Genomic DNA, 20501 nt, shown 5'->3' on the forward strand with positions numbered 1-20501 from the left:
GGCTTGACAGAACTTGAATGGGTTATGCGGCAACTTTGCGGAAGACAAGCGAGGCATTGGTGCCGCCGAAGCCGAACGAGTTCGACAGGGCAACATTAATGTCCATTTGCTTCGGCTTGTGCGGCACCAGATCTATTTCGGTTTCAACCGACGGATTGTCCAGGTTGATCGTCGGCGGCGCCATACCGTCACGGATCGCCAGAACCGAGAAGATTGCCTCGACCGCCCCCGCGGCACCAAGCAGGTGTCCGATTGACGATTTTGTCGATGACATGGTCAGGCCGGACGCATGTTCGCCGGCGAGCCGTGTTACGGCGCCCAGTTCGATCTCGTCACCGAGCGGTGTCGAGGTACCGTGGGCATTGACATAGTCGATTTCGGCCGGGCTGACCTGCGCGCGTTTGAGCGCCGCATCCATGCAGCGGTAGGCGCCGTCGCCGTCGGAGGACGGCGCGGTGATGTGATACGCATCGCCGGACAGACCGTAGCCGATGACCTCGGCATAGATCGTGGCACCGCGGCGTACAGCGTGTTCATACTCTTCAAGAACGACGACACCCGCGCCCTCACCCATGACGAAGCCGTCACGGGCCTTGTCATAGGGCCGGGATCCCTTTTCCGGGGCGTCGTTGAAACCGGTGGACAAAGCCCGGCACGCGGCAAAGCCGGCAAGCGCCAGCCTGCACAGGGGCGACTCCGTCCCGCCGGCAACCATGACATCGGCATCGCCGAAGGCGATCAGGCGCGAGGCGTCGCCGATGGCGTGGGCACCGGTGGAACACGCGGTCACGACTGCGTGGTTCGGCCCCTTGAAACTGTGGCGGATGGAAACATAGCCGCCGGCAAGATTGATGAGCCGGCCGGGAATGAAGAACGGGCTGAGGCGCCGCGGGCCTTTCTCGGCCAGCAGATTTGCGCCCTGTTCGATGCCCTGAAGGCCGCCGATACCGGAGCCGATCAGAACGCCGGATCGGGCCTGCTGTTCATAGGATTCCGCCTTGTAGCCGGAATCCGCGATCGCCTGATCGGCGGCAGCCATGGCGTAGACGATGAAGTCGTCGACCTTGCGCTGCTCCTTGACGTCCATCCAGTCATCCGGATTGAAGGCGCCTTCAGCGGCAGGATCACGCGGGATCTGGCACGCGATCTGGCAGGCCAAATCGTCGACTTTGAAATTGGTGACCTTGTTGGCCCCGCTCTTACCCTCAAGGATCTTCTTCCAAGTGACATCAACACCGCTGCCAAGCGGCGTCACCATGCCCAACCCAGTTACGACAACTCGCCTCATTCACCTGCACTTACGTTGGATGGGCCAGACGGGGTTTGCCCCGCCGGCCCGATCTTCAAAATGAAATCAACAAGGGCACTGCCCTTACTTGTTGGCTTCCAGGAACTTTACAGCGTCGCCAACAGTGAGGATGGTTTCTGCTGCGGTATCCGGGATTTCAACGCCGAATTCTTCTTCAAATGCCATGACCAGTTCAACGGTGTCGAGGCTGTCAGCGCCGAGATCGTCGATGAAGCTTGCACCTTCCACAACCTTATCAGCGTCAACACCGAGGTGTTCAACGACGATTTTCTTTACCCGATCCGCGATATCGCTCATCTTTCACTTCCTTAGTTTGTCTAATCATCTCTCGCGAAACTGCCCCGAACCGGTTTGCATGACAGCGGCGGTGCGAACTCGCAGTATTCAAGATGTCGCCGCGCAGTCAGGACAGTAGACTGCGCCATTCGTAACAATCGGCGGGTTGGTAACACACTTTGTTGACCTTTACCAGCCGGTCCAGGCCGCTTGCGAGCGACCCGGATTCTTTTGCCTGTTCGGCGAAACTTCCTTTTAAATCATAGCCATGCCGCCATTGACGTGCAGGGTCTGTCCCGTCACGTATGCGGCTTCGTCACTGGCAAGATACAGAGCGGCCGACGCAATCTCGGCGGAAGTGCCCAAACGGCCTGCCGGGACGCTCGTCAGAATCGATTCCTTTTGCTTGTCGTTCAGCGCATCGGTCATGGCCGTTTCGATGAACCCCGGCGCAATGGCGTTGACCGTGATGTTCCGGCTGGCGACTTCGCGGGCCAGCGACTTGTACATTCCGATCATGCCGGCCTTGGCCGCAGCATAGTTCGTCTGACCCGGATTACCGGTGACGCCGACAACCGAGGTGATCCCGATGATCCGGCCCTGGCGGCGCTTCATCATGCCCTTGATGGCAGCCCGGCACAGAAGGAACCCGGAGGTCAGGTTGACTTCCAGCACCTGGTCCCACTCCTCATCCTTCATGCGCATGAAGATGTTGTCGCGGGTGATGCCGGCATTGTTCACCAGAATGTCGACCGATCCCATTTTCTCTTCCGCGGCCGGCAGAAGCGCGTTGACGGCTTCGCGGTCGGAAAGGTTTGCAGGGGTGACATAGGCGCGCTCGCCGAGATCCGCCGCAAGGGCCTCCAGCTTTTCCGCGCGGGTGCCGGACAAGGATACGGCTGCGCCCTGCGCGTGCAATGCGCGGGCAATAGCCTCGCCGATCCCGCCGGTCGCGCCGGTGACGAGTGCGTTTTTCCCTTCCAAGCTGAACATTCGGAGTCCTTCCCTGATCTCGTGTGCCCGCGGCGGGACTTAATGGATTGTCGGCGGCGATAAAAGGCTTATCCGGAGATCTTTTCCATAAGAACGTCGATATCTTCCGGAGAATTTACCGCAAGACCGGCGGCTTCCTTGTCGATGCGTTTGACCATGCCGGTCAGAACCTTGCCGGTCCCCACTTCCACGAAGGTATCGACACCGTTTTGCGCGAGCCAGGTGATGCTCTCGCGCCAGCGGACGGTACCCGTCACCTGTTCGACCAGGCGGCTGCGGATTTCGTCAGGGTCGGTGATCGGCGCGGCCAGGACGTTGGCCACAAGCGGAACGGCGGGTGTACGTATCTGCGCGTTGGCAAGGGCTTCGGACATGGCTTCGGCGGCCGGCGCCATCAGCGCGCAATGAAACGGTGCGCTGACCGGCAGCAGCACCGCGCGACGTGCACCTCTGGCCTTGGCAATTTCAACGGCCCGCTCGACGGCGGCCACGTGACCGGAGACAACCACCTGTCCCGGCGCGTTGTCATTGGCGGCCTGGCAGACCTCGCCCTGAGCCGCGGCCTGGGCGATCTCGGCCGCCAAATCAAAATCGAGACCCAGCAGCGCGGCCATTGCCCCCTGCCCGACGGGAACCGCATTCTGCATGGCATCACCGCGCACGCGCAGGAGCCGAGCGGTCGTGGCGAGATCCAGGCTGCCGGCGGCAGCCAGCGCCGAATATTCACCCAGCGAATGGCCGGCCACGTAGGATACGCGGGCTTTCAGAGCGAGGCCCCTGGCCTCCAGCACGCGCATCGTTGCGATGCTGACGGCCATGAGTGCGGGCTGTGCATTGGCGGTCAGCGTCAACGCGTCTTCGGGGCCGTTCCACATCACCTCGGACAGCTTTTGCCCGAGCGCTTCATCCACTTCGTCAAAGACGGCTTTCGCCTGCGGATAGGTATCGGCAAGGATCTTGCCCATTCCCACGCTCTGGCTGCCCTGGCCGGGAAAGGTGAATGCGATGGTCATCTGGAAAGCGCCTCCGTGACACGTGTGCGGATCTTCAGGGCCGCAAGGCAAAAGATCGCCGGCTTCAATAGAAAGCGGACAGCAGCCCGGCAAGGGCTTGCATATCGAACTTGGCGCGAGGCTATGATACGCTCTTGCCCGAACTGTCAAGGCCCAGCCACCATTCATTTCGCAAAACTAGCCGCTTTTGCGTGCCTTTTCACGGATGGTCCTTGCATTTTCTCCGAAACCGAGTATAGACCGCGCTTCATCCGGGGTATGGCCGGGGGCTGAACGGAAGGGCTTTTGCTAGGATCTGTAAAGAGATCCGACTTCCCGTGTTCCCGCTCTCGTTAGAATTCTCGTGCCTTTCCGGGGCTACGAGGAGGCTCTGCGCCAATCCCGCGTTGTCAACATGAAGAAAGGCTTGTTTCCATGCCTCTGTACGAGCATATCTTCCTGGCGCGCCAGGACGTTTCGGCCCAGCAGGTCGAACAACTCGTCGAACAGTACAAGGGCCTCATCGAAGGCGCTGGCGGTACTGTCGGCAAGGTGGAAAACTGGGGTCTGCGGTCCCTCGCTTACCGCATCAAGAAGAACCGTAAGGCTCACTACACCCTGATGAACATCAACGCGCCGCATGCAGCGGTTGCCGAAATGGAACGCCAGATGGGCCTGAGCGAAGACATTCTGCGTCACATGACCTTCCGCGTCGATGAGCTGGATGAAGAACCGTCCGCCATGATGCAGAAGCGTGACCGTGACGACCGCCGTGGCGGTGGCCGCGGTGAACGTGGCGACCGCGACCGTGGTGATCGCGGCGACCGTGGTGATCGTGGCGACCGTCCAGGCGGCAGCCGTCCTCCGCGCCGGGCAGAAGGGGAGTAAGAGATAATGGTTGATATTGCACAACTTCCGAGCCGCCGTCCGTTCTTCCGCCGCCGGAAGACCTGCCCGTTCTCCGGTGCCAATGCGCCGAAGATCGACTACAAGGACATTCGTCTGCTGCAGCGCTACATCTCTGAGCGCGGCAAGATCGTTCCGAGCCGCATCACCGCGGTTTCCGCGCGCAAGCAGCGTGAACTGGCCCGTGCGATCAAGCGCGCCCGCCTGCTCGGCCTGCTGCCGTTCGTGATCAGCTAAGCGCTTCTCGTTTTTTGAGATGCTTCTCCCGGGCCTGCCCGGGAGACCCGAATTGGGGCCGCGGGCAATCGGCCTCTAACCACCGCGACCGGTGGGACAGTAGGAGAAATAGAATGCAAGTTATCCTTCTTGAGCGTATCGCCAGGCTCGGTCAGATGGGCGACACCGTGCGTGTTCGCGACGGCTATGCCCGCAACTTCCTGTTGCCGCAAGGCAAGGCTCTGCGCGCCAACAAGTCCAATCTGGAGCGTTTCGAGCGTGAGCGCGCTCAGCTCGAAGCCCGTAACCTGGAGCGCAAGGCCGAAGCCGAAGCCGTTGCTTCCAAGCTCGACGGCGAAAGCCTGGTCATGATCCGCTCCGCAGGCGAAACCGGCCAGCTCTACGGGTCCGTATCCACCCGCGATGTCGCGGAAGGCCTGACCAAAGCCGGCTTCTCCGTTGGCCGCAGCCAGGTTGAACTGCGTTTCCCGATCAAGACGATCGGCGTCCACAACGTTCTGATCCAGCTGCACCCGGAAGTCGAAGTGTCCGTCACCGTCAACGTTGCCCGTTCTGAAGACGAGGCAGCCCGTCAGGCGGCCGGCGAGGATCTCTCCACTCCGGAACAGGACGTCTTCGAATTCGAAGAGGACGAAGAGGCTGAAGGCACCGAAGAAGACGGCGCCGAAGCCGCAGAAGAAGCAACCGGCGAAGAGGAAGCCTGATTCTAAGGCCCATTCCTGCTTCACCAGCTCATTTGAACGGCGCCCGAGTGGCGCCGTTTTTCGTTTTGCCGGCACCGCTTTCGCCGCCAGCGATCACGGGGCCTAAGGCGGGGATTTCAGACTCTGCCGCAACACCTTGAAAGCCCTCACACATTTGTTAACTTCCTGTTCATCAATTCAAAAGTATATTTAATTTCAACAACTAAGAACTAGCATGCTGAGTCTGCAACGGTCTTCCGAGTCAAGCAGGATTCGATTCTTTCCCCGTTGATCTGTGGTTGACAGTGGGAATCAGCTAGAGCTCGGTTTGAAGCCTTGAGCCCGCATTCGGCAAAGAGTATTCCGAATGCACTTGGGTCATCGGGGGTCGGTATGAAGGGCACGCTACAGAAGGTTGAAACGGCAGAAGAGGCTCAGCGCCTCGCGCCGCATAATGCGGAGGCGGAACGGCAGCTCCTGGGCGCGATTCTGGTGAACAACGAGACGTTCTACCGGGTCTCCGACTTTCTCGAGCCGCACCATTTCTTCGTACCGCCTCACCAGGACATCTACGAGAAGATCAGCCATCTGATACGGGCCGGCAAGACCGCCTCTCCGATCACGCTGAAAACGTTCTACCCGGCCAATGCCAAGATCGCGGACCTGTCGGCGACCCAGTTCCTGCTGCGCCTTGCCGGTGATGCCGCCTCGATCATCAATGCGGAGGATTACGGCCGCACGATCTATGACCTGGCGATCTCGCCGGAACCTGATCCGCATCGGCGAGGACATGGTCAACATCGCCTATGACGCGCCGATCGACGTGCCGCCGACCCAGCAGATCGACGATGCCGAGCGCCGACTGTTCGAATTGGCGGAAACGGGCCGCGCAGAGGGAGGCTTCATCTCCTTTGGCGATGCGCTTACCGAAACGATCGAGATGGCCCATGCCGCCTGGAACCGCGAGGGCGCGCTGTCCGGCATCTCGACGGGGCTGCGCGAACTCGACCGGCTGATGGGTGGTCTGCAGCAGTCGGACCTGATCGTTCTCGCCGGCCGCCCCGCGATGGGCAAGACGTCGCTGGCAACCAACATCGCCTACAATGTCGCCCAATCCTACAAGGCCGAGGAGCAGCAGGACGGAGCGATCAAGACCGTCAACGGCGGCGTGGTCGGCTTCTTCTCGCTCGAAATGTCGGCCGAACAGCTGGCCACGCGTATCATTTCCGAACAGGCGGAGATTTCGTCCTCCAAGATCCGCCGCGGCGACATTACCGAAGCCGAATTCGAAAAACTCGCCGCCTGCGCCCAGACGATGCAGACGGTTCCGCTGCATGTGGACCAGACCGGCGGCATCTCGATTGCCGCGCTGGTGGCCAAGGCGCGCCGCCTGAAACGCCAGCGCGGGCTGGACCTCCTGGTGGTCGACTATATTCAGCTGCTTTCCGGGTCGGCCAAGAACTCCGGCAACCGGGTGCAGGAAATCACGGAAATCACCACGGGGCTTAAGGCTCTCGCGAAGGAACTCAACGTTCCGATCATCGCGCTGTCACAGCTGTCGCGCCAGGTGGAATCGCGGGACGACAAGCGGCCGATGATGTCGGACCTGCGCGAATCGGGTTCCATCGAGCAGGACGCCGACGTGATCCTGTTCGTTTATCGCGAGGAGTATTATCTCTCCAAGACCGAGCCGGATGTCGGCTCGCCGGAATATGCCACCTGGGAAGCCAAGCATGATGCGGCCAAGGGCAAGGCGGAAATCATCATCGCCAAGCAGCGCCACGGCCCGACCGGTACCGCCAACCTGCACTTCCAGGGCGAATTCACCCGCTTCTCCGATCTTGCCGAGGAAGATCACCTGCCGCAGCGCTACGAATAGCCGCTGCAGGGCAGTTCGTTGCCGCCACGTGAAACCTCAACCGGCCGCGAGCACCAGGCGCGGCCGTTTCTTCCTGGACGCCGTTTTCCATCCGGGACGGCTCCTGAGCGGCCCACTTGCCGGATCGTCGAGGCCCGTGCCTGATAAAATCATGGTGTTGGCACGCCCCCTCCCCTATACGCTAAGCTTCACACCGATTCACAGGTCTCAAATCTGGCTGGAGCAAATCGCGGGTCGTGTCTCTTACCTACCGCAATCCCTTTCCTTCCGAGCTTTACGGCGGCCGCCTGACCATCGATCCGGATGCGGTTGCGGCGAACTGGACGTTCCTGAACGGCAAGCTCGATAGCAAGGCGGAATGCGCGGCCGCGGTCAAGGCGGACGCCTATGGTATTGGCCTGAAAGCAGCCACCGCAGCCCTCTACCAGGCCGGATGCCGGACCTTTTTCGTCGCCGTGCCGACCGAGGCAATCGAGCTCCGGGCGCTGCTGCCGGATGCGGTGATATATGTGCTCGACGGGTTGTTTCCGGGGACCGCCGGGCATTTCCTGGAGCATCACATTCGCCCGGTCCTCGGCTCGCTCGCCGAGCTCCAAGACTGGGCGGCGCTTTGCAAATCGGCGGACAGGAGTTTCGATGCGGCGGTGCATGTCGACACGGGCATTCACCGGCTCGGTCTGTCGCCGGCGGAATTTTCAGCGGCAATGTCCGACCGGGATTTGCTCGGTCCGGTCGTTCCGTCGCTGATCATGAGCCATCTGGCCTGCGGTTCCACGCCCGACCATCCGATGAACCGGCGCCAGCTCGAGCTTTTCCGTGAGGTCACGGCACCCTTTGCCGACGTCCCGCGGTCCCTTGCCAATTCCGCAGGTGTCCTGATGGGAGCGGACTATCATTTCGACCTCGCGCGCCCGGGCATTGCCCTTTACGGCGGCAAGGCGATCGAGACTGCGTCCAATCCGATGAAGCCCGTCGTGAAGGTCGAAGCCCGGATCATGATCGTGCGCGACGTTCCCGAGGGCGACACCATCGGCTACGGCGCACGCCAGACCGCCCGCCGTCCGCTCCGGAATGCGGTGGTTGCCGCCGGCTATGCGGACGGCATGATCCGCCGCGCGAGTTCCACCGACGAGCGCCCGGGAGGCTTCGCCATGATCGGCGGCCACAAGGCGCCGATCCTCGGCCGGATTTCCATGGACATGATCACACTGGACGTCACCGACGTACCCGAGCATCTTCTCCGGCGCGGCGCGCTTGTGGAAATGCTGGGTCCGACTGTTGCCGCGGCCGATCTTGCAGCCTATGCGCAGACCATCGACTACGAATACCTGACCAGCCTCGGCCGCCGCTTCGAGCGCGTCTACGGCCCCCTCACCTGATCGGAGCACAAGAGCGAATGGCGATAAATATGGATCATTTGATGGCGGAAAGCAGTTCATTCGGCAAGGCGTGTCGCGAAGCGCGATGCGGAACATCGGGCAAGTGGCGCAACGCTGCCGATGGGCTGCTTTCCGCCACCCGAAGGGCCGGGCTCTTTTGCCCGCTGACTTCGTTGGATCGCGCTTGTGGTGGGATTGCACCACAGCGCGCAATCCGCCTCGGCAGCAGACAAAAGCGCTCCGGTCAAATGAACCATATTTATCGTCATTCGCTCTGATGGCCCGACGGCCCACGTCTTTCGTCTGCCAGTCCTGCGGGGCGGTCACGGCCAAATGGGCCGGGCGCTGCGAATCCTGCGGCGAGTGGAACAGCATCGTCGAGGAACAGACCAGCGGCGGCATCGGCGGGGGTCCCGGGCGGGCCCCGCGCACCAAGGGCCGCGTCGTGCCGCTTGTGGGACTTACCGGGGATTCCCGGGAAGCGCCGCGCATCGAGACGAAGGTGGCCGAACTCGACCGGGTGACCGGCGGCGGCTTCGTGCGCGGCTCCGCGCTGCTGGTGGGCGGCGACCCGGGCATCGGCAAATCCACGCTGCTTATCCAGGCCGCAGCGCAGCTTGCCCGCCTCGGGCACAAGACCGTCTATATTTCCGGTGAGGAGGCCATCGGCCAGGTGCGGCTGCGGGCCGAAAGGCTCGGCCTTTCGGAGGCACCGGTGGCGCTGGCGGCGGAAACGAGCGTCGAGGACATCCTGGCAACGCTCGAAGCCGACAAGCCGCCGGCCCTGCTGATCCTCGATTCCGTGCAGACGCTCTGGACCGACCAGGTGGATTCGCCCCCGGGCACGGTCACCCAGGTGCGCGCCTCGGCGCAGGCGATGGTCCGCTACGCCAAGAAGAACGGCACGACGATGGTCCTGGTCGGACACGTGACCAAGGACGGCCAGATCGCCGGTCCGCGCGTCGTCGAGCATATGGTCGACGCCGTCCTCTATTTCGAAGGCGACGGCGCGCATCAGTACCGCATCCTGCGCTCGGTCAAGAACCGCTTCGGGGCGACGGACGAAATCGGCGTCTTCGAGATGACCGGCAAGGGCCTTGTCGAAGTCTCGAACCCGTCTGCCCTGTTTCTGGGCGACAGAAATTCGACGGCTCCGGGCGCGGCCGTTTTTGCGGGGCTCGAAGGGTCCCGTCCGCTGCTGATCGAAATCCAGGCGCTGGTCGCCCAGTCCTCGCTCGGCACGCCGCGCCGGGCGGTGATCGGCTGGGACAGCGCCCGCCTTTCGATGATCCTGGCGGTGCTCGAGGCCCGCTGCGGCATCCGCTTCTCCCAGCATGACGTTTACCTGAATGTGGCCGGCGGCCTCAAAATCAACGAGCCGGGAGCCGACCTTGCCGTGGCGGCGGCACTGGTCTCTTCGCTCAGCGGGCTTGCCCTTCCGTCCAATTGCGTCTATTTCGGCGAAGTCAGCTTGTCCGGGGCCATACGGCCGGTCGCCCAGGCCCAATCCAGGCTGAAGGAAGCAGAGAAACTCGGCTTCGATCAGGCTTATTGCCCGGAGGGCAACCTCAAGGACGGTGGCGCATCGTCCTTCAGGGTTACGGGCCTGCCGGAACTTGGGGACTTTGTTGCCAAACTCTCGGCGGAGGCTAGTGCTTCCGTGGACAAATGAAGCATGATGCTTGCGGGTTCGAACTGACGGTTTCAGCGCAGTATTGAGCGCCAGACAGAGGATTTTTCAGGAACATGCCGATAACGCTGCTGGACGGACTGCTTTTGGTCATCATGTTCATTTCGGCGGTCCTTGCGATGATCCGCGGGTTTGTCCGGGAAGTTCTTTCGATCGCCTCCTGGGTCGCGGCAGCTGCTGCGGCATTTTTGCTCTACGAGCGTGTACTTCCCTATGCGAAGCAATATATATCGCATGACGTGGTCGCCCTGGGCGCATCGGCCGCGGCGGTCTTTCTGGTCACGCTGGTCGTAGTCAGCTACATTACCATGCGGATTTCCGATTTCGTGCTGGACAGCCGGATCGGTGCGCTGGACCGGACACTCGGCTTTGTCTTCGGTGCCGTGCGCGGTTTGCTTCTGGTCGTCGTGGCAATGATGTTCTTCAACTGGTTCGTTCAGCCGGATCAGCAGCCGGGCTGGGTGCTGCAAGCCAAGTCGCGGCCGGTCCTGCTCTCCATCGGGGAACGTCTCGTCGCCGTGTTGCCGGAAGATCCGGAAAAGGCGATCCTCGACAAGATCCGCGACAGCGATTTCGCCGGCGGCGACGCCGGCAGTCCGGCCGAAGAGCCGGCCTATAGCGACACCGAGCGTCAGGGCCTTGAGCAGCTGACTTCGGACAGCAACTGACGCCAACGGGCGGCGCAGACGATGCTCAGGAGCTTCCCGCGTTCTGGTAAACGCGGAGCCGTTGTTCGGAAAACCCAGGGCCGGGCCTGCCAACCGGCCGGAAACAAGGAGTGTTCGCCATGACTGGCGAAACCGAAGTGCACGAACCTTTTGACATCTATGACGACACACTGCGCGAAGAGTGCGGTGTGTTCGGCATTCTGGGCCATGAGGATGCCAGCGCACTGACGGCCCTCGGCCTGCATGCCCTTCAGCACCGCGGCCAGGAAGCAGCCGGGATCGTTACCTTCGACAATGAACAGTTCCGGGCCGAACGCCACCTGGGCCTCGTCGGTGACCATTTCTCGGATGCGGAGACGATCGGCCGCCTCACCGGCATGGCCGCCGTCGGGCACGTGCGCTACTCCACGACAGGCGAAACAATCCTTCGAAATGTCCAGCCGCTGTTTGCCGAACTCGACGGCGGCGGCATAGCCGTCTGCCACAACGGCAACTTCACCAATGCGCTGACCATCCGCCGGCAATTGATCCGGGACGGAGCCATCTGCCAGTCCACATCGGACTCCGAAGTCGTGCTGCAGCTGGTTGCGCGTTCGCGCCAGGGCAAGATCGTCGACCGTTTCATCGAAGCGATCACCCAGATGGAGGGCGCCTACTCGCTGGTGGCCCTGACGTCGAAAAAGCTGATCGGCGCACGCGACCCGCTGGGGATCCGGCCGCTGGTTCTGGGCGACCTCAACGGCGCCCCGATCCTGGCATCGGAAACCTGTGCGCTCGACATCATCGGCGCGAAGTTCATCCGCGAAGTCGAAAACGGTGAAGTCATCGTCTGCACGCCGACCGGGATTGAATCCTACTTCCCATTCGGCAAGCGGCCGGCCCGCCCGTGCATCTTCGAATACATCTATTTCTCGCGGCCCGATTCCGTCCTTGGCGGCCGCAGTGTCTATGACGTGCGCCGTGAGATGGGCAAGCAACTCGCCAAGGAAACCCATCTGGACGCGGATGTGATCGTCCCCGTTCCCGACAGCGGGGTTCCGGCGGCGATCGGCTACAGCCAGGAAAGCGGCGTGCCGTTCGAACTCGGCATCATCCGCAACCACTATGTCGGCCGGACCTTCATCGAACCGACCCAGCAGATCCGTGCCCTGGGCGTGAAGATGAAACATTCGGCGAACCGCTCGCAGATTGAGGGCAAGCGGGTCGTTCTGGTCGATGACAGCCTCGTGCGCGGCACCACCTCGGTCAAGATCGTCCAGATGATCCGGGATGCGGGCGCGAGCGAAGTTCATTTCCGGCTGGCGAGCCCGCCGATCAAATATTCCGACTATTACGGCATCGACACGCCGGTGCGCGAAAAGCTCCTGGCGGCGAAATACGGCCTTGAGGAAATGCGGGCCTATATCGGCGCGGACAGCCTGGCGTTTCTGTCCGTCGACGGCATCTACAGGGCCATGGGCTATGACGGCCGCGACAATGCCAATCCGCAATTCACCGACCACTGCTTCACCGGCGACTATCCGACGCCGCTGACCGATCTTTCCGAAGACCAGGAATTTGTCAGGCCCCCACGCCTGGTGGAAGTCCGCTAAGGCACCCCGTCCGCATTCGCAAGACTACGGACGGGACGCTCTGTCATCTTCATGTCGATCAGCATTTCCGTCTTGCCGTGGCTCAACGGCAAGACAGGTTGATCCAAGAGGCTCCCAATGCACAAAGATTTCGAAGGCCGGCTCGCGGTTGTGACCGGCGCCTCCCGGGGTATCGGCTACCAGATCGCGAAAAAGCTCGGCGAGCGCGGTGCCCATGTCATCGCGATTGCGCGAACGGTGGGCGGTCTGGAAGACCTGGATGACGAAATCAAGGCGGCAGGCGGCCAGGCCACCCTGGTTCCGCTCGACCTGACAGACTACGACGCCCTTGACCGTCTGGGCGCTGCGATCTTCGAGCGCTGGAAAAAGCTCGACATTCTGGTCGGCAATGCAGGCGTTCTCGGCGTCCTGTCGCCGCTCGGCCATATCGGCCCGAAGGACTTCGAAAAAGTCATGGCGGTGAATGTCACCGCCAACTGGCGGCTGATCCGGTCGCTGGATCCCTTACTGCGGCAATCCGATGCCGGCAGGGCGCTGTTTCTGACCGCCGTCCAGGCCCACACCTGCACCGCCTTCTGGGGCCTTCAGGCGATCAGCAAGTCAGCCGTAGAGGCAATGGCCAGGACCTGGGCGCAGGAAAGCCTTCAGACACCGATGAAAATCAACCTGGCCGACCCCGGCCCGACACGCACCGGCCTGCGGGCAAAGGCGATGCCGGGCGAAATCCCGGAGAACCTTCCCTCGCCGGCCGGCGTCGCGGACGAGCTTCTGGACCTTGTCGGACCGGAGGTGCTGGAAACCGGCAAGCTCTATGACCGCGTCGCCCGGGAGTGGGTCCGGCCATAACCGGCATAGCTCGTGCTCCGTATTGCGTGACCGCTGCCGACCACGTGCCCGCCAGTCACCCCTTTACTGCACAACCCGAAAGCTTCCATAGTGCGGCCGCAACAATTGGAGATTGCGAATGGCCGACCTGATCCTCACCACCTTCGACTGGGTTCCCGAGCTGCCGCGCGGCTATGTGCGCGACATACGCGTGCGTTGGGCGCTGGAAGAAGCGGGATTGCCTTATCGCGTCGAGAGCGTCCCGTTTCGCGATCGCAACGGCGGGCATTTCGCGCGGCAGCCATTCGGGCAGGTGCCGTGGCTGACCGATGGAGACATGTCGATCTTCGAGAGCGGCGCGATCCTGCTTCATCTGGGCAATCGCAGCGACGCCTTGCTGCCTGCCGATCCTCGCGCCCGCAGCGAGGCTATCGAATGGCTGTTCGCAGCCCTCAATTCCGTCGAGATGGCGAGCCTACCCTGGTCGATATTCGTGTTTTCCGGTTTCAACGACGATACGCCGGGGTGGAACCGGCTGGACGGCTTCCTGGGAGCCCGGCTCCAGCACCTGGAGCCGGTGCTGGCGGAACGCGAATGGCTGGCCGGATCCTTTTCCGTCGCCGATATCCTGATGGCGGACGTATTGCGCCTTGTCGACCGGTTCGAGCGGCTGGCCGGACACCCGGCCTGCCGAGATTATCTCGCCCGCGCCACGTCCCGCCCGGGCTTTCTCAAGGCACATGCAGACCAGATGGCGCATTTTGCTGCGGCAGACTGATCGGCATCAAAGAGCAGGTCAACCTGCACTCATCCCGCCCAGGTTGCAGATCCCTTCTTCTCCCTATACGCATTGGCACTTCGGACATGTGATCGGAACGAGGGCCAATGCGGAACGACATCAAGGCGATCGCCTGGGATTTCGACGGCGTTCTCAACCGGAATATCGTCAATGGGCGGTTTCTATGGTCGCAGACGCTTGAAGCGGATCTCGGAATTTCAGTTGAGAAATTCCAGGAGGGCATTTTCGGCGAGCAATTCATGCCGGTTATCACGGGCGAGCGCGACCTGGAGGCCCATGTGCAGGACTGGCTGGACCTGAACGGTCACGGGGTCAAAGCGTCCACCCTTCTCGATTACTGGTTCGCCAAGGACGATCTGCAGGATCCGCTTACCTGCGGATTGCTGGATCAACTGGCAGAGCGGGACATTCTTCAGGTGATTGCGACCAATAATGAAGCCCGACGGGCGGCCTATATCGAACACCAGTCGGGGTTCGGCAAACGCGTCAGCCACATCTTTTCATCGGGCCGGATAGGACGCGCAAAGCCCGATGCAGCCTTTTTCGAGCACGTCACCGATATGATCGGCGTTGCTCCTCACGAAGTCCTGTTGATCGACGACAGCGCCACGAACGTGCGGACGGCCGAAGCGCTCGGCTGGAAGGGGTCTTGCTTCTCTGAAGAGACCCGCACGGAGCTTGCATTTTATCTCGGCCTTTGAAGCGCCGCAGGAGTTTCGCATCGCCGCTCACGGCGGAACTGAGGTCTGTGCGCAGGTCGCTCTGCAGTTTTCCGGCAATCTCTTCATGCTAGAGCGACTGCGTTCAGAGGAACGCGGACTACGTGCTCCGACACTTTTAAACCAGTCAACTTTTCTGCATTCAGGTGTTTCCACCCGAATGCAGGTTGATCTGAATGAGCAGACCGGAGCGCGCTACGCTCGCCCCAGGCCCCTCCAGGAAGCGCCGTTCGTCAGCGTTTCCGACAGCTACGCCTTGGCGTTACGCAACTTCCAGCGGCGAGAAGGAGCTTTCGGCGATTTCCATCAGGTCGTTGAATACGCCAGGGGCGCCGACGACGATGCGGGCGCCGTGATAGAGCGCGTTGTTGATGTCCTGCTCCATGACCATGCCGCCGGCTTCCTTGGCGATCAGCATGCCCGCGAGGCAGTCCCAGGCGTTCATGTGGCTTTCCACGTAGCCGATCAGACGGCCGGAGGCTGCATAGGCCAGCATCAGGCCGCCGGATGCATTCCGGAAGAACACGCCGCCTTTGGAAACCAGTGCACCGACGACGTTCACGGCATCCGTGATGGCGGTACGGCCGTTGAAGCCGACGCCGACGGACCCGGTGGAAAGGCTCTCGCTTGTCGAGGTCCGGATCGGCTTGCCATTCAGGAACGCGCCCTGACCGGCGGCCGCCTTGAAGGTCTCCCCGGCAACCGGATCGTGGATGACGCCGACGATCACCTGGCCCTGGTGGACACAGGCGATGATCACGCACCACTGGGGGATGCCTGTGACGAAATTGGCTGTACCGTCGATCGGGTCCGTCACCCAGGTGTAGCCCGAACTGCCTTCTTCCATGCCATGCTCTTCGCCAAGGATGCCGTCCTCGGGATAAGCCTTTGCAAACTCCTGGCGGATGAGTGTTTCCACGTTTCGATCGGCTTCGGACACAAGATCCTGATGGCCCTTCTGGGTCACGTTCAGGGTGTCCAGCTTGCGGAAATACTCCATTCCGAGCTTTCCGGCCTTCTCAGCAAGCGAGACGGCGAATTCCAGCCGGTCGATATGCATGGGTCAAACTCCTATAAGTGTCTCTGGCGGCGGGAGAACTTTGCTCCCGCCGGGAAAATGCCTGACCGCCGGAATTCCGGTCGGGGCGTCGGAAATGCTTTAGCCCCGTTTCCGCTTCGGAGCGTACGGGTTCTCGCCCTTCCGGTAGGACAGCCGGATCGGCGTACCGTGAATGTTGAAGGACTGCCGGAGCGAATTGATCAGATATCGCGTATAGCTCTCCGGAAGTTGCTCCGGCCGGGAACAGAAGGCCACGAAATGCGGCGGACGGGTTTTCGGCTGCGTCATGTAGCGCAGGCGCACCCGGCGGCCGGCGACAGCCGGTGGCGGGTGGTTTGCCGTCACCTTGTCCAGCCAGCGGTTCAGCTTGGCGGTCGATACGCGCGAGTTCCAGGCTTCATAGGCGATAAAGACGCTCTCGATCAGGCGATCGGTCCCCTGCCCCTGAAGGCCCGACAGCGTCACGATCTGAACGCCCCGGATCTGGTTGAAATAGCGCTCGTTTGCGTCGCGGATCTTCTTCCAGGCCGCTTCCCGGTCCTCGATCAGATCCCACTTGTTGATCGCGACAACCAGGGCCCTGCCCTCGCGGGCGACCAGGTCGATGATCTGCAGATCCTGTTTCTCGAAGGACATGGTGGCGTCGAGCGTGATCACGACCACTTCGGCAAACTTGATCGCGCGCAGGGCGTCGGCCACGGAGAGCTTTTCGAGCTTCTCCTGCACACGGGCCTTCCTGCGGATACCGGCCGTGTCGAACAGCTTGATATGCCGGTCGCGCCAGGTCCAGTCGACGGAGATGGAGTCGCGCGTGATGCCCGCCTCCGGACCGGTCAGCATGCGGTCTTCGCCCAGAAACTTGTTGATCAGCGTCGACTTGCCCGCATTCGGCCGGCCGACGATCGCGACGCGCAGCGGTCTTTCGGGCGTGCCGACGGGAACCTCGTCCTCGACGATTTCGCCGTCCTCGTCGACATCGACATTGGTGATGGCTTCTTCGCGCTTTGCCTCTTCCTCGTGGTCGACACGATCGACATGCGGCTTCAGCGCCTCGTAGAGGTCCGCCAGGCCTTCGCCATGTTCCGCGGAAATGGCGATCGGTTCGCCGAGGCCGAGGGAATAGGATTCATAGAGGCCGCCTTCCCCGGCCCGGCCTTCCGCCTTGTTGGCGAGCAGGATCACCGGGCGGGTGGTCTTGCGCGCCACTTCGGCAAAATGCGCGTCCAGCGGTGTGACGCCGGCACGGGCATCGATCACGAACAGGACCGCATCCGCGGCCTCGATCGCTTCTTCGGTCTGGCGGCGCATGCGCCCTGCGAGCGACTCCTTGTCCGCATCTTCCAGGCCCGCCGTATCGACGATGGTGAAGCGCAAATCGCCCAGGCGGGCTTCGCCCGGCCGCCGGTCGCGCGTCACACCCGGTGTGTCGTCAACCAGTGCCAGGCGTTTGCCGACCAGGCGATTGAATAGCGTGGACTTGCCGACATTCGGCCGTCCGATAATGGCGACTGTGGCGCCCACGGCAGTTACTCCTGATAGGAGGGCCTCTTGGGCCGTCCCCTATATCTAGTTAAAGGCGGCGATGCCGTCGTCTCCGCTGAGGACGATCACCCGGCCACCAGCCGCGATCGGCGTCACGTAGACATCCGTATTGGTCCGCTGCGACAGCATGATCTTGCCAGAGGCTGAATCGACCATGACGATCTGGCCGTCACTGGAAAATGCAACGAGCGTGCCGTTCGCCAGGATCGGTCCGGCCCAGTTGCGGCGGCGTTTCTTCTTCTCCGGACGCGGCAGCGAGGTCGCCCAAAGGGTTTCCCCGGACTGGAGGCTGAGCGCCACCATGCGGTCATCCAGATCGACCATGAACAGGGTACTTCCGGAAACGACCGGCGTGTGCACGCTGCCGAGATCCTGTTCCCAACGGCGCTGGCCGGTGCGAACATCGACGGCCACCGTGCGGCCCGCAACGCCCGTCGCATAGACCGTGTTGCCGGCAACGACCGGGCTCGCCGAGACATCCGCCAGCCCGGAAACGGCAAGCGTGCGGTAACTCTGCGCAACGCCGTCGACCCATACCGGTTCACCGGTCTTGATGTCGATCGCCATGATTTCGCCGGACGAGAACGGAACGATCACACGATTTCCGGAAATCGCCGGATTGGCGGCCGACAGAAGCCCCGCCGTTTGCTCGATACCCGCATAAGTCCACGCAACGGAGCCGTCGGACTGCGAGAGGGCGTAGACCTCGTTGGATTGGGAGACCACGAAGACATGCCCGGCACCGGCAACTGGGGCGCCGCGTGCGGGCGTGTCCAGTTCGGCGGTCCAGATAATCTGACCCGATCCGGCATCCATCGCGACGAGCTTCCTGTAGCTGGTCGCCGCATAAACAACGCCGCCGTCAACGGCGACACCGCCGCCGGGACCCACATCGCGCTCGCCTTCCGGACGCAGGTTCTGTGTCCACAGCCGGCCTCCGCTGGTCGAGAGTGCCACGACTTCGCCGTTGGGCTTATAGACGAAGATCCGGCTGCCGTCGCTGACCGGACGGGAAGAAACGCGCAAGGACGCGGTTGTGAGGCCGCGCCCCGACGCGCCAAGGCTGGTACGCCATGCCCTGTTCCCGGAGACGGAAATCGCAATGTTGCCCGGATCGTTGGACAGTCCCCCGCCGGCAGTCGTCCAGCTCTGGCCGCCGGTTGCCGGGCCGACCTTTGCCGCCTGGCCGAGGACTTCCGCGGCCGGATCCGCACCGGCGAAAACCGGTTCGCGATCTCCAGGCAGGATCTTTTCGCGGCCGAAGGGATTCACGCTTTCGGTGAAATCACTCACCGACCCGCAGCCGGTCAGGGCAAGAGACAGGACGAGAGCGCCCAGAAGCCCGCGTCGACAGGAAGAAACGGTCCCAAAACTCACTTAATTATTCCCTTCACTGTCCGCTTTTGCTTCGCCGTTGTTGGCGCGGATGACGTCGGCCAGAAGGGAAACCCGGCGGCTCACTTCGCTCGGCGTTTCCGGATCTTCCTCAAGCGCGGTAATCCATTGCTGTGCGGTTTCAATATCGCCGTTTTTCCAAGCGCTTAGAGCAAGAAGTTCACGTGCTGCCGCGCGGAAGGACCCGGTGTCGCCGGTCAGTTTCTCCACCCGGTCGGCAACGCCCGCATAATCTTCCAGGTCAACCGCCAGATATCCGGCGCGAAGCGCAGCGGCGTTCCGCAAGGCATCCCTCAGGCTGCTGTCGGCGGACAGAGCGTCGAATTCGGCAAGGGCTTCCTCGTTCTGGCTGGCATTTGCAAGATCGGTGGCACGCCGCATTTGCGCCAGTGCCGGGTAACCGCCGAGCGCGCCCTCAAGCTCGCCATACATTTCGGCCGCTTCCTGATAGTTCTGCGCTTCAGACAGCCTGACCGCTTCAAAGAACTTGTCGCCCGCGCTGCGAGACTGGGTTTCCTGCCAATAGATCCAGCCGCGGTAGCCGCCGGTGCCAATCACAATCAAAACCGCAAGACCGATCAACCACGGACCGAAACGGTCCCAGAGCCGACGGAATTTTTCCTGGCGGATATCTTCATCGACTTCACGAAAAATATCAGTCATGCGTATCTTGTTCCTGCATTCACTCTATCGCACCGGCGCGCAAGCCGGGACGCTGCCCCTGTTTGAGTGGCGCACATTATCCATTTGATCGGTCTCGGGCAATTCCCTGTTCGGGCTTAAAACCGTGCTTCGTGGCGCAAGTGGGGCAATAGCTCCCGAAAAGGCGGCATCCGGACGCATTTTCGCCCATGGCCGCCCGATTCAGGCGACTGGCACACCGATGAGAAGCGTATGCAGCTTCCAGGCGAAGAGGCCATAGAGGACCAGCCCTATCAGAATCACCACGACATCCGAGTATTTGCCAGGATTCCCGGCGGCAAAATCGGGCTGCCCCGCCCCTGGTCCGCGGCGCTTCACGGAAATCCGGTCCGCAACCGCCCAGGCGAAGAAACCGCCGAACAGCAGGACCGACGCCAGGTCTCCGTTCCCAAGCAGGTGGGCCAACGCCCAGAGCTTGACCGCGACCAGCATCGGATGCTTGAGCGCGTTCCTGATGCGGCTGGGAACATAGGCCGCAACGAGAAAGATGAACACCGGCACCATCAACAGCATGGTGACGTGGCGCAGCCATGCGGGCGGATCGTAAATCTGCGGAGAGCCTTCGAAGCGCGCAACCCCGTATCCGTAGATGACGAGCCCCAGCCCGACGGCGGCAACGAGCGTAAAAAGCCCCTTGCAGCCGTTTTCTCCGAGCCTCGACACAAGAGCGGCCCGTTGAGCCGGAAACATCGGCACAATGTGGATTCCCAAAAACAGAATCAATCCGACAACCAACAAGATCATAAAGTTCTCCCTCACTCTCGCCGCCAGCGGACCATAGGGGGCGGGAGAAGACGCTGCAACTATCGTTAGAACACGGCGGGTTTCAACCCCGAAGGCGACTGCCGGGCGCAT

The 20501-nt window shown here is 62.0% G+C and carries 20 protein-coding genes and 1 pseudogene; 12 read left to right on the forward strand and 9 right to left on the reverse strand.

The features are described 5' to 3' along the window. Positions 1–22: 22 nt before the first annotated feature. The 4 genes from fabF to fabD all read right to left on the reverse strand — a co-directional run bounded on the left by fabF (position 23) and on the right by fabD (position 3591). Positions 23–1288 carry a beta-ketoacyl-ACP synthase II gene (gene fabF / locus ON753_RS12400; protein ID WP_265962934.1) on the reverse strand — a complete coding sequence of 422 codons (1266 nt, stop codon included), beginning with the start codon at positions 1286–1288 and terminating at the stop codon, positions 23–25. An 84-nt stretch (positions 1289–1372) separates the two neighbouring features. Beyond that, positions 1373–1606 (reverse strand): acyl carrier protein, encoded by a 234-nt coding sequence (locus ON753_RS12405; protein WP_006931822.1) that lies wholly within the window; start codon positions 1604–1606, stop codon positions 1373–1375. A gap of 234 nt (positions 1607–1840) precedes the next feature. Then, a complete protein-coding gene (gene fabG, locus ON753_RS12410; protein WP_265962944.1) occupies positions 1841–2578 on the reverse strand; it encodes a 3-oxoacyl-[acyl-carrier-protein] reductase in 738 nt (245 codons plus the stop codon). Between the two features lie 68 nt (positions 2579–2646). Beyond that, positions 2647–3591, reverse strand: coding sequence for an ACP S-malonyltransferase (gene fabD / locus ON753_RS12415; RefSeq protein WP_265962946.1), 945 nt, complete (start codon positions 3589–3591; stop codon positions 2647–2649). A gap of 414 nt (positions 3592–4005) precedes the next feature. Between fabD and rpsF the strand changes: the two genes are divergently transcribed. The 12 genes and pseudogenes from rpsF (at position 4006) to ON753_RS12475 (ending at position 14929) form a co-directional block, all read left to right on the forward strand. Beyond that, positions 4006–4458, forward strand: coding sequence for a 30S ribosomal protein S6 (rpsF, locus tag ON753_RS12420; RefSeq protein WP_265962948.1), 453 nt, complete (start codon positions 4006–4008; stop codon positions 4456–4458). 6 nt (positions 4459–4464) lie between these two features. Continuing rightward, on the forward strand, positions 4465–4713 hold the full coding sequence (rpsR, locus tag ON753_RS12425) for a 30S ribosomal protein S18 (protein WP_265962949.1): 249 nt from the start codon (positions 4465–4467) through the stop codon (positions 4711–4713). A gap of 113 nt (positions 4714–4826) precedes the next feature. Next, on the forward strand, positions 4827–5417 hold the full coding sequence (gene rplI, locus ON753_RS12430) for a 50S ribosomal protein L9 (RefSeq protein WP_265962950.1): 591 nt from the start codon (positions 4827–4829) through the stop codon (positions 5415–5417). Between the two features lie 372 nt (positions 5418–5789). Continuing rightward, a pseudogene (locus ON753_RS12435) lies at positions 5790–7275 on the forward strand (replicative DNA helicase). Positions 7276–7511: 236 nt separating this feature from the next. After that, on the forward strand, positions 7512–8654 hold the full coding sequence (alr, locus tag ON753_RS12440) for an alanine racemase (RefSeq protein ID WP_265962951.1): 1143 nt from the start codon (positions 7512–7514) through the stop codon (positions 8652–8654). Between the two features lie 17 nt (positions 8655–8671). Further along, positions 8672–8932 carry a hypothetical protein gene (locus ON753_RS12445; protein ID WP_265962952.1) on the forward strand — a complete coding sequence of 87 codons (261 nt, stop codon included), beginning with the start codon at positions 8672–8674 and terminating at the stop codon, positions 8930–8932. Beyond that, positions 8932–10326: a DNA repair protein RadA gene (radA, locus tag ON753_RS12450; protein WP_265962953.1), complete on the forward strand. Its 1395-nt coding sequence runs from the start codon at positions 8932–8934 to the stop codon at positions 10324–10326. Before ON753_RS12445 ends, radA begins: the two co-directional genes overlap by 1 nt. 74 nt (positions 10327–10400) lie before the next feature. Then, positions 10401–11012, forward strand: coding sequence for a CvpA family protein (locus ON753_RS12455; RefSeq protein ID WP_265962954.1), 612 nt, complete (start codon positions 10401–10403; stop codon positions 11010–11012). A 119-nt stretch (positions 11013–11131) separates the two neighbouring features. Continuing rightward, positions 11132–12604 carry an amidophosphoribosyltransferase gene (purF, locus tag ON753_RS12460; protein WP_265962955.1) on the forward strand — a complete coding sequence of 491 codons (1473 nt, stop codon included), beginning with the start codon at positions 11132–11134 and terminating at the stop codon, positions 12602–12604. A 117-nt stretch (positions 12605–12721) separates the two neighbouring features. After that, positions 12722–13450, forward strand: coding sequence for an SDR family NAD(P)-dependent oxidoreductase (locus ON753_RS12465; protein WP_265962956.1), 729 nt, complete (start codon positions 12722–12724; stop codon positions 13448–13450). 118 nt (positions 13451–13568) lie between these two features. Next, positions 13569–14207: a glutathione S-transferase family protein gene (locus ON753_RS12470; RefSeq protein ID WP_265962957.1), complete on the forward strand. Its 639-nt coding sequence runs from the start codon at positions 13569–13571 to the stop codon at positions 14205–14207. Positions 14208–14314: 107 nt separating this feature from the next. Next, entirely contained in the window at positions 14315–14929 is a 615-nt protein-coding gene (locus ON753_RS12475) for an HAD family hydrolase (protein ID WP_265962958.1), read from the forward strand. A 280-nt stretch (positions 14930–15209) separates the two neighbouring features. Here ON753_RS12475 and ON753_RS12480 read toward each other — a convergent pair whose 3' ends face one another. The 5 genes from ON753_RS12480 to ON753_RS12500 all read right to left on the reverse strand — a co-directional run bounded on the left by ON753_RS12480 (position 15210) and on the right by ON753_RS12500 (position 20390). Next, positions 15210–16007, reverse strand: a complete 798-nt coding sequence (locus tag ON753_RS12480) for an inositol monophosphatase family protein (RefSeq protein ID WP_265962959.1) — start codon at positions 16005–16007, stop codon at positions 15210–15212. A 99-nt stretch (positions 16008–16106) separates the two neighbouring features. Further along, positions 16107–17528: a ribosome biogenesis GTPase Der gene (gene der, locus ON753_RS12485; protein WP_265962960.1), complete on the reverse strand. Its 1422-nt coding sequence runs from the start codon at positions 17526–17528 to the stop codon at positions 16107–16109. Positions 17529–17573: 45 nt separating this feature from the next. After that, a complete protein-coding gene (locus tag ON753_RS12490) occupies positions 17574–18926 on the reverse strand; it encodes an outer membrane protein assembly factor BamB family protein (RefSeq protein ID WP_265962961.1) in 1353 nt (450 codons plus the stop codon). After that, positions 18927–19607 carry a tetratricopeptide repeat protein gene (locus ON753_RS12495; protein WP_265962962.1) on the reverse strand — a complete coding sequence of 227 codons (681 nt, stop codon included), beginning with the start codon at positions 19605–19607 and terminating at the stop codon, positions 18927–18929. A gap of 201 nt (positions 19608–19808) precedes the next feature. Continuing rightward, entirely contained in the window at positions 19809–20390 is a 582-nt protein-coding gene (locus ON753_RS12500) for an NnrU family protein (protein WP_265962963.1), read from the reverse strand. Positions 20391–20501: the final 111 nt, after the last annotated feature.

It is taken from the genome of Roseibium salinum (assembly GCF_026240905.1).
GTDB lineage: Bacteria > Pseudomonadota > Alphaproteobacteria > Rhizobiales > Stappiaceae > Roseibium > Roseibium salinum.